The sequence below is a fragment of the Archangium sp. genome, from assembly GCF_036388035.1.
In the GTDB taxonomy this organism is placed as follows: Bacteria; Myxococcota; Myxococcia; order Myxococcales; family Myxococcaceae; genus Archangium.
In genome coordinates, this window is sequence record NZ_DASVSO010000183.1 from 1 (window position 1) to 9,090 (window position 9,090).

Consider the following 9,090-nt stretch of genomic DNA (forward strand, 5'->3'; position numbering starts at 1 on the left):
CGCCGCTCACCCAGGAAGGCTTGAAGGCCCCCGGGCAGCCAGGCGTGTGGATGCTCGCTTCCGCCGCTCCCGGCGCGGTGGCCGACTCAGACGCCATCATCACCCCCGTCCACTTCGACGGCTCGAAGACGCGCCTCAACGGCTACAACATTGGCCGGTGGCCGGCCCGCGCCGCGGGTCGCTCCGGCCGCTACGCCCCGCCCGAGCTCCTCATCGAGGTGACGTCCCAGAACCAGGACTTCGCCATCTCCGAGCACTTCCGCCTGCGCCACTTCCTCACCAAGGACCAGGCCAACGTCTGGCCCAAATACCTCGTGCTCGACCTGCGCCTGGTGGACAAGCTGGAGCTCGTGCTCCAGGAGCTGCGCACCATGGGCTACCCGGCCAAGGGCCTCCATGTGATGAGCGGCTTCCGCACGCCCCAGTACAACGGGCCTGGCGAAGGCGGCCGCGCGAAGTTCAGCCGCCACACCTATGGCGACGCGGCCGACGTCTGGCTCGATGACGATGGGGACGGGCAGATGGACGACCTCGATGGCAACGGGCGCGTCGACGTGAAGGACGCCGAGGTGCTCGCTCGCGCCGTCGACCGCGTGGAGCAGCGCGTGCCCGACCTCGTCGGCGGCTACGGCGTCTACCGTGCCAACCGCGTCCACGGGCCCTTCGTCCACATCGACGTGCGCGGCACTCCGGCCCGCTGGACGAAACGCTAGCCCTCCAGCGCCCGCCGCACCGCCGCGTCGCGCTGGTAGAGGTCCCTCCGGAACTGCACCCGGCCTTCCGCGTCCACGAAGGCCGTCCAGTAGAGGAAGTACACCGGCACCGGCGTGGGCAGCTCCACCCGCCGCTGCTCGCCTCCCGCCTTCATCGCCGCCGCGAGCGACTCCTGCGTCCAGCCCCCGTGGCCCCGCAGCATGAAGTCCGCGAGGCTCGCCGGCTGCGCCACCCGGACGCACCCGTGGCTGAAGGCCCGGTTCGCCTGCTCGAAGAGCTTCGGGTCCGGCGTGTCGTGCAGGTAGATGGCGAAGCGGTTGGGGAAGATGAACTTCACCCGCCCCAGCGGATTGGACTCCCCCGGTGCCTGCATGAAGCGGTACGGGCACTTCCCCGCCTCCAGCCCGTTCCAATCCACCGACCGCGGATCCACCTCCTGCCCCGAGGCCCGGTCGAGCACCTTCAGCCCGAGCCGCTCGGCCGCGCCCGCGTCCTCCCGCAGCTTGGGCAGCACCTCCTCCTCGGTGATGCCCTGGGGCACGTGCCACTCGGGGTTGAGCACCAGGTACTCCACCTCGTCCTCGAAGACGGGCGTGCTCCAGTCCGGCATCCCGATGATGACGGGCATCCGCAGCACCGCCTCGCCCCGCTCCACCGCCTCCAGCTCGAAGGCCGGCAGGTTCACCAGCACGTACCGGGGCTCCAGCTCCCTCGGCACCCAGCGCCAGCGCTCCAGGTTCACCGCGAGCTGCGCGAGGCGCTCCTCCACCGGCACCCGCAGCGCCTCCAGCGTCTCCCGGCCCACCTTGCCGTCCGCCTCCAGCCCGTGCCTCCGCTGGAAGGTCTTCACCGCCTCCTCCACGTCCGCGTCATAGAGGTCCGCCGGTGCCGGCCGCAGGGGGGACTCCGGCGCCACCTCCTCATTCACCGCACGGACGAGCTCGCCCACCAGCGCCGTCATGCCCACGCCCGGGGCCCCCGGGTAGAGCACCCGCTCCTCCGGGGCCGAGGCCAGGTCTCCCGTGACGCGCAGCCGCTCGCGTAGAACCAACACCCGTGGATCCTTCATGCCACGCTCGAGCGGCTCGCCCTCCGGCACCAGCGGCCAGCCTCCAGCCGCGGCGATGGCCCGGTAGCGCCCGAGCGCCTCCCGGAGTCGCACGAAGCCCGCGTGACTCGGCGAGAGGCTCCGGAGCGCCCCCGCCACATCCCCACTCACGAGCGCGCCTTCCAGCACCGCCGCCAGCTCCACCGCGCCCGGCGGCTTCACCCGCGACTTGAAGGCCCGCGAGGGCGCCTGCCCCGAGAGCAGATGCGAGGCCTGGGCGAGGAAGCTCGACGTGAGCCGCAGCTCCAGCTCCACCCACGCCTCCTCCGGCTGGCCTCCGAGCACCAGCCGGCGCAGGGACGCCTCGAGCTCCGAGCGACGGTAGCGCTCCGCGCTCAGGCCCTCCGCCTCCGCCTCGCCGAGCGCCGCGAGGTACTGGCCCACCTGGGGCCGCACCGTGCCGTCATGGGAGAACCACGCGGGCTGAAAGCCTCGGCTCTCGTAGAAGTGGAGCAGGGCCTTGGAAGCTTCTCCAAGGCCCTGCTCCACCTGAACGCGAACCGCGGACTCGAAGGGGGCGGGGGCCCGTTCCGCCGCGAGGACGGGCATCCCGAGCAATAGGCAGCATAGGAGGGTGGGCCCCAGGTGCATGGTCCGACGGTAGGCATCCCCCCAGTACGAGACAGGCAAGCGCACACGCTCGCTCGCTCTCTCGGCTGACTGTCCAGGTCAGGAAGCGCCTCGCCAACCAGGCCTTGACTGAACGTCCTTTCAGCTTCACCCTGGGAGTGTGAAGCCTCGTCCCATCTCCAACCCGCTCAACCCCTGGGACACCACCGCGGTGGAGTACCTGGAGGAGATTCCTCCCGCCAGGCTGGAGGTGCTGGAGGACCACAGCCGCGAGGTGCTGGCGCGCAACGACAGCCCGGACGTCGGCTTCTCCTGGAGCGTCAATCCCTACCGGGGCTGCCTGCACGCCTGCGCGTACTGCTACGCGCGGCCCTACCACGAGTACCTCGGCTTCGGCGCCGGCACCGACTTCGAGACGAAGCTGGTGGTGAAGCCCCGCGCCCCGGAGCTGCTGCGCGCCGCCTTCGAGCGCAAGAGCTGGAAGGGCGAGACGGTCGCCTTCAGCGGCGTCACCGACTGCTACCAGCCGCTGGAGGCCTCGCTGCGCCTCACTCGCGCCTGCCTGGAGGTGTGCGCCGAGTACCGCAACCCGGTGGGCATCATCACCAAGGGGCCCCTCCTCGAGCGGGACCTGGACGTGCTCCAGACGCTCGCGCAGGAGGCGCGGCTGTCGGTGTTCATCACCCTGCCCTTCCATGACGAGCAGGTGGCGCGCGCCATGGAGCCGTACGTGGCCACGCCCCGAAGGCGCCTGCAAACCATCGAGCGGCTGGCCGAGAAGGGCATCAACGTGGGCGTGGCGGTGGCGCCCGTCATCCCCGGGCTGAACGACGAGGACATGGTGCGCGTCCTCACCGCCGCACGCGAAGCCGGAGCTACCCGCGCCTTCTACACGCTGCTGCGGCTGCCCGGTCCGGTGCAGGCCGTCTTCGAGGAGCGCCTGCGCGAGAAGCTCCCGCTGCGCGCCGAGCGCGTGCTGCACCGCATCCGCGAGACGCGCGGGGGCGAGCTGAATGATCCGCGCTTCCGCACCCGCATGCAGGGCGAGGGCCTCTACGCGGACACCATCCGCAAGCTCTTCCACACCACCGCGCGCCGCGTGGGGCTCAACACCGAGTGGGAGTCGGAGGAGAAGGAGAGCCCCTTCCGCCGCCCCATGAAGCCGGGCACGCAGCTCAGCTTCTTCTGACGCCGGGCCACGGGAGCACCTTCCAGCGCTCCCGCAGCCGAGTCGTCACACGCGACGAGGCGCTACCAGACCTCGCAGCGCTGCGCGGCCGGGCGCACCATCTTCGCGCCCTCCTGGCACTGGAAGGCCTGCTGGAAGGTCGGCAGGTTCACCACCGGCCCGTTCACCCGCCAGTACGGCGGCGAGTGCGAATCCACCATCACCATCTGCCGCGCGAACGGGGTGCGGTACTTCGAGCACCACGACTGCGCGTAGCCCAGGAAGAACTGCTGGCTGGGGGTGAAGCGGTAGCTGTTGGCCTGCTTCGCCGCCTCGGCATCCCGGGCCAGCCATGCCTCCATGGCCGCGTGCGCCAGCTTCAGGCCTCCCAGGTCCGCCACGTTCTCGCCGAGCGTCAGCGCCCCGTTCACCTTCAGCTCGTCCACCGCGGTGTAGCCGTCGTACTGCTGCTGCACGCACGCCACGCGCTCGCGGAAGGCCTTGTCCGAGCCCGGCGTCCACCAGTCCCGCAGGTTGCCCTCGGCGTCGTACTGGCGGCCCTCGTCGTCGAAGCCGTGGGTGATTTCATGCCCCACCACCATGCCCATGGCGCCGAAGTTCACCGACGGCGTGGCCTCGCGGTTGAAGAAGGGAGGCTGGAGGATGCCCGCCGGGAAGACAATCTCGTTGAAGGGCGGGTTGTAGTAGGCGTTCACCGTGGGCGCCGACATCAGCCACTCGCTCTTGTCCACCGGCTTGCCAATCTTCGCGAGCTGCCGCGCCTGCTCGAAGGCCGCCGCACTCGCCACCGAGCGCAGGAACGAGCCGCGCTCCACCTTCAGCGCGTCGTAGTCTCGCGCCTTGTCCGGGTAGCCAATCTTGTTGACGATCTTCCGCACCTTCACCAGCGCCTGCTCGCGCGTGGGCGCGTCCATCCACGCCAGCGTGTCCAGGTTGCGCTCGAAGGACTTCTCGATCTCCTCGACCATCTGCAGCGTGGTCTTCTTGCCCTCGGCGCCGAACGTCTGGGCGATGAAGGGCTGCGCGAGCGCCTCGCCCATGGCCATGTTGGTGAAGCGCACGCACTTCTTCCAGCGCGGCACGTCCTCCTTGGCGCCCGTCAGGTTCTGCGCGCTGAAGCGGAAGCGCTCCTCCTGGAAGGCCTTGGGCAGCGCCGGGATGGAGCCGCTCACGTAGTGCCAGGTGAGGTAGGGCCTCCACGCCGCCGGCTTCGTCGTCTTCACCAGCCGCTCCACCTCCTGGAAGAAGGGCGGGTGCGAGACGTTGAGCGTCTGCACGTCCTTGGCGCCCACGGCGGTGAAGTACACGTCCCACGGGAAGGTGGGGGCCGCCGCCTTCAGGCCCTTGCGCTCCAGCCGGTGGTAGAGGTTCTTCGGCTCGCGGCGCTCCACGCGCGTCAGGGAGGCCTTGGCCAGCGCCGTCTCCACCTCCAGCACCGAGGCCGCGCTCTTCGCCGCCACCTCGGGCGTCTCGCCCAGCAGCACGAAGATGTTCTTCATGTGCTCGCCATAGGCGGCGCGCAGCGACTTCGATTTCTCGTCCTCCCTCAGGTAGTAGTCCCGGTCGGGCAGCCCGAGCCCGCCCTGGTCCACCTCGCCGATGACCTGGGTGGCGTCCTTGAGGTCCGTGTTGGCGCCAAACGTGAAGAGGGGGAACACGCTGCGCGCGTGCAGCGTACCCACCGCCTGGGCCAGCTCCTTCGCGCTCTTCGCCGCCGTCAGCTTCGCCAGCTCCGCCTTGAGCGCGGGCAGCGACGCCTCGAGCTGCGCCTCGTCCATGCAGGCGCCGTAGTAGTCACCCAGCTTCTGCGCGTGGGGCGTCCCCTCGGGGGCCTTGCCCGTGGAGGCGGCCTCCAGGATGCCCCGGAGAATCTCCTCGTTGCGTGACGCGATGGAGTCGAAGCCGCGCGACCAGCGGGGGCGATCCGCCGGAATCTCCGTGGACTTCACCCAGTTGCCGCAGGCGTACTCATAGAAGTCCTCGCAGGGATTGGCCTGCTCGTTCAGCGCCGCGCCGTCGAGTCCGGGCGGCAGCGGCTTCACCTCGGCCACCGGCGGCTGGGCGGGAGGCGGAGGCTGAGGCGGGATGGGAGCGGGCTCCGCCGTCTTGCAGGCGGCTGCGAGGAGACAGCAGGCGGCCAGTAGTGCCTTTCTCATCTCGGTGGTTCTCCGTAGGGGTGGGTGAAGAGCGGGACGCACCCTACTTCGCGGCCAGCGCCCTGCAATGATCCAGTGTCACGAGTCTCCCAGGCGGCGTCACGGCCCCGTCACACCCCTCGCGCTACAACCCCCCTCAGTGGAAACCCCGTACAGGCGCTCTTCGGTTGTCCATGAACATTGAAGCGTGTTACGGGGCGCCCGCTTCAACCTGAATCACCGAGGGGGGAACCCAAAATGAGAAGCGAACAAGTCATCCAACCGCGCGGGCTGCTGCTGCGGGGGTTGATGGTGTTGGTGTGCGCCCTGACGGCGTGCACCGAGAATGCGGCCGTCCCGTACGCCAACGGGCCCATGGAGACGGGCCTCGTGCGAAAGTCCCTGCGCGACGAGGCGCCCCTGGCGCACTTCCGCGGCACCGTGGACGTCGAGCACGGCACCCTCACCTTCGAGTCCCTCGCCCCGCCCAAGGACATGGCGCGCTGGGGTGGCAAGGACTCCAGGACGCTGCGGGACGTCGTCGTCGTCCAGGACGGCAAGGCCGGCAGTGGCCCCGTCAACTCCGTGGAGCTCGTCACCACCCGCACCAGCAAGGACGGCGCGGAGTGCGGCGCCTCCGACCGCTTCTGCGGCGAGGTGGCCATCCGCTCCTTCTACGCCGTGCCGCTGCGCAACGTCTGGGTCGAGCTCGACGCCATGGCGCCCGAGTCCGGCTTCGAGGCCTACAACAGCAGCACCACCGTCCCCGCCGGGCTCCAGAACCGCTACGGCCTCTTCTCCTACGGTGACCTCGAGGCCAAGGGCGGCAGCAACACCGCGCGCTGGGGCTTCAACCTCGCCAAGGGCTCCGGCCGCAAGAGCTTCACCTTCACCGGCCGCGTCATGGCCGAGCTGACGAGCTCCGACGCCCCCATCGCCGAGGCTGGCCCCGACCAGCACGTCTTCAACGGCGACACCGTGCAGCTCAACGGCACGGGCTCCAGCGATCCGCAGAACCGCTCGCTCACCTACAGCTGGACGCTCGTCTCCAAGCCCGCCGGCAGCAACGCGACGCTGGCGCAGGCCACCACGTCCACCCCGACGTTCGACGCCGACCTCGGCGGCGACTACGTCCTCTCGCTCGTCGTCAACAACGGCGTGGAGGACTCCGCTCCCGACACCCTCACCGTCAACTCGGTGTTCCGCAACACCCTCTCCGTCACCTCCCGCAGCCTGCTCACCAGCGACTCGGGCACCCTGACGGTCACCCTCGGCAGCCCCGCGCTGCCCGGTGGACAGACGGTGAACCTGGCGTCGAACAACTCGACGGTCGCCTCCGTGCCCGCCTCCGTCTTCGTTCCGGCCGGCACCCGTACCGCCACCTTCACCGCCACCTCCGGCACCCAGTCCGGCTCGGCCACCATCACCGCCTTCGCCCCGGACTTCTTCGATGGCACCAGCTGGGTGCACGTGAGCAACCGCCACATGGCGCTGGCGCTGCCCTCGTCCCTCGTGGGCGTCAACCGCGACCTCACGGGCACGCTCACCCTCAACCACCCGGCCCCGGCCGCGGGCGTCACGGTGAACCTGTCCACCAACGCCAACAACGTGGCCACCATCTCCCCGGCCAGCATCACCTTCGCCGCCGGCCAGGCCACCGCCACCTTCACCGTGACGGGCCTCGCCGAGGGGCAGGCCACCTTCAGCGCCCAGGCCATCGGCTACAACAACGCCACCGTCAACGTCTCCGTCACCGCCAGCTCCATCATCAGCATCCCCGGTAACACCGTGGTGGCGCCGGACCAGACGCTCACCTTCCCCGTCAGCCTCTCCACGCCCGCGCCGGCCGGTGGCCTCACCGTGCAGCTCACCAGCAGCGCGCCGGGCGTGGTGTCCGTGACGCCCAGCGTCGTCATCCCCGCGGGGGCCACCACTCCGAGCACCCAGCCCACCGTGACGGGCCTCACCCTGGGCTCGGCCACCCTCACCGCCACGGGCACCGGCTATGCCCCGGACACGCGCGCGGTGGACGTGCGGCTGAGCATGAACCTCTCGCCCACCAGCATCTCGGTGCTCGTGAACAACACCAACACGCTCGTGCTGAGCCTCTCCGCTCCGGCCCCCGCGGGCGGCGTCACGGTGAACCTGCGCACGGACAATGCCGCGCGCGCCACCGTGCCCGCCACCGTCACCTTCCCCGCCGGCCAGAGTCAGGTGGACGTCGTCGTCACCGGCTTCACCGTCGGCACCACCACCTTGCGCGCCACCGGCGTCGGTCTGAACGAGGCCACCGCCAGCATCACCGTCAACCCCGCTCCCGCGCTGAGTCTGAGCAGCGCCATGGTGGGTAAGGACCTGGTGACGAGCAGCAACGGCTCGCTCGCCGCGCCCGCTCCGGCCGGCAACCTCCTGGTGACCATCACCAGCGCCGACCCGTCCAAGGTCCTGCTGGCGACGGCCTCCGGTGCCACCGGCACCAGCAGCATCACCCTGCAGGTGGGCGCGGGTAACTCCTCCATTCCCACCTTCTACATCTACGCGCTGGACAGCAGCGGCACGGTCCAGCTCACCGCCACCGCGCCCGGCTATGCCAACGGCACCACCCCGGTGACCCTGCGTCCCTCCGGCTTCCACATCTCCACCGGCAACTTCAGCACCACCGCGCTGTCGGCCGATACCGGCGTGACGATCGGGACGGCCATGCTCGACCCGACGACGTTCGCCAACCTCGGCAGCCAGGCGCTGCGCCCGGGTGTCAGCGCCTCCGTGCCCATCACCAGCTCGAATGCCACGGTGGGTGTCATCACCTCGAGCCCGGTCGCCTTCAGCCCCGGGGAGTACCAGAAGTCCACGACCTTCGATCCGATCGGCGGCGGAACCACCACGCTCGCCATCACCCAGCCCGCGGGCTTCACGGCTCCGAGCACCAAGCAGCAGATCACCGCCACGGTGACGGCGCCGAACATCACCGTCTACGACGAGACCGTCGGTAAGGACCTCCAGACGTCCACCTATGTCTCGCTCGGTACCGCGGCCCCCACGGGCGGCGTCGCCGTGACCGTCACGGTGGCCGACCCGACCAAGGCCCTGCTCTCCACGAGCGCCACCTCGGTGGGCTCCAGCTCCCTGACGTTCAACCTCGCCACCGGCGGCTCCAGCACGCCCTCCTTCTACATCCAGGCGCTGGCGGGCAGCGGCACGGTGCAGTACACGGCGACGGCTCCGGGCTACACCGGCAAGACGGGCACCATCACCCTGAGGCCCTCGGGCGTCATGGTGTCCACCTGCGTCGTCTGCGGCTCCACCATCAACACGACCACGTTCTCCAGCAACTCCAACGTGTACGCGTTCCTGGGCCGGCTCAACCCCACCAC

The 9,090-nt window shown here is 70.0% G+C and carries 5 protein-coding genes; 3 read left to right on the plus strand and 2 right to left on the minus strand.

The window, feature by feature from the left end:
• The coding region (locus tag VF697_RS07965; protein ID WP_331092902.1) for a D-Ala-D-Ala carboxypeptidase family metallohydrolase at nucleotides 1-713 on the plus strand (713 nt) is incomplete at its 5' end.
• Here VF697_RS07965 and VF697_RS07970 read toward each other — a convergent pair.
• Entirely contained in the window at nucleotides 710-2,371 is a 1,662-nt protein-coding gene (locus VF697_RS07970) for a L,D-transpeptidase family protein (protein ID WP_331092903.1), read from the minus strand. The genes VF697_RS07965 and VF697_RS07970 overlap by 4 nt on opposite strands.
• A gap of 181 nt (nucleotides 2,372-2,552) precedes the next feature.
• On the opposite strand from VF697_RS07970, the gene VF697_RS07975 reads away from it, so the two are divergent.
• A complete protein-coding gene (locus VF697_RS07975) occupies nucleotides 2,553-3,581 on the plus strand; it encodes a PA0069 family radical SAM protein (RefSeq protein ID WP_331092904.1) in 1,029 nt (342 codons plus the stop codon).
• Between the two features lie 62 nt (nucleotides 3,582-3,643).
• Here the strand turns inward: VF697_RS07975 and VF697_RS07980 are convergent, their stop codons facing one another.
• The gene (locus VF697_RS07980) at nucleotides 3,644-5,737 is read right to left on the minus strand and encodes a M13 family metallopeptidase (protein WP_331092905.1); all 2,094 of its coding nucleotides are present in this window, start codon (nucleotides 5,735-5,737) and stop codon (nucleotides 3,644-3,646) included.
• A gap of 237 nt (nucleotides 5,738-5,974) precedes the next feature.
• Between VF697_RS07980 and VF697_RS07985 the strand changes: the two genes are divergently transcribed.
• A partial coding sequence (locus tag VF697_RS07985; RefSeq protein WP_331092906.1) for a PKD domain-containing protein occupies nucleotides 5,975-9,090 on the plus strand: 3,116 nt, incomplete at its 3' end.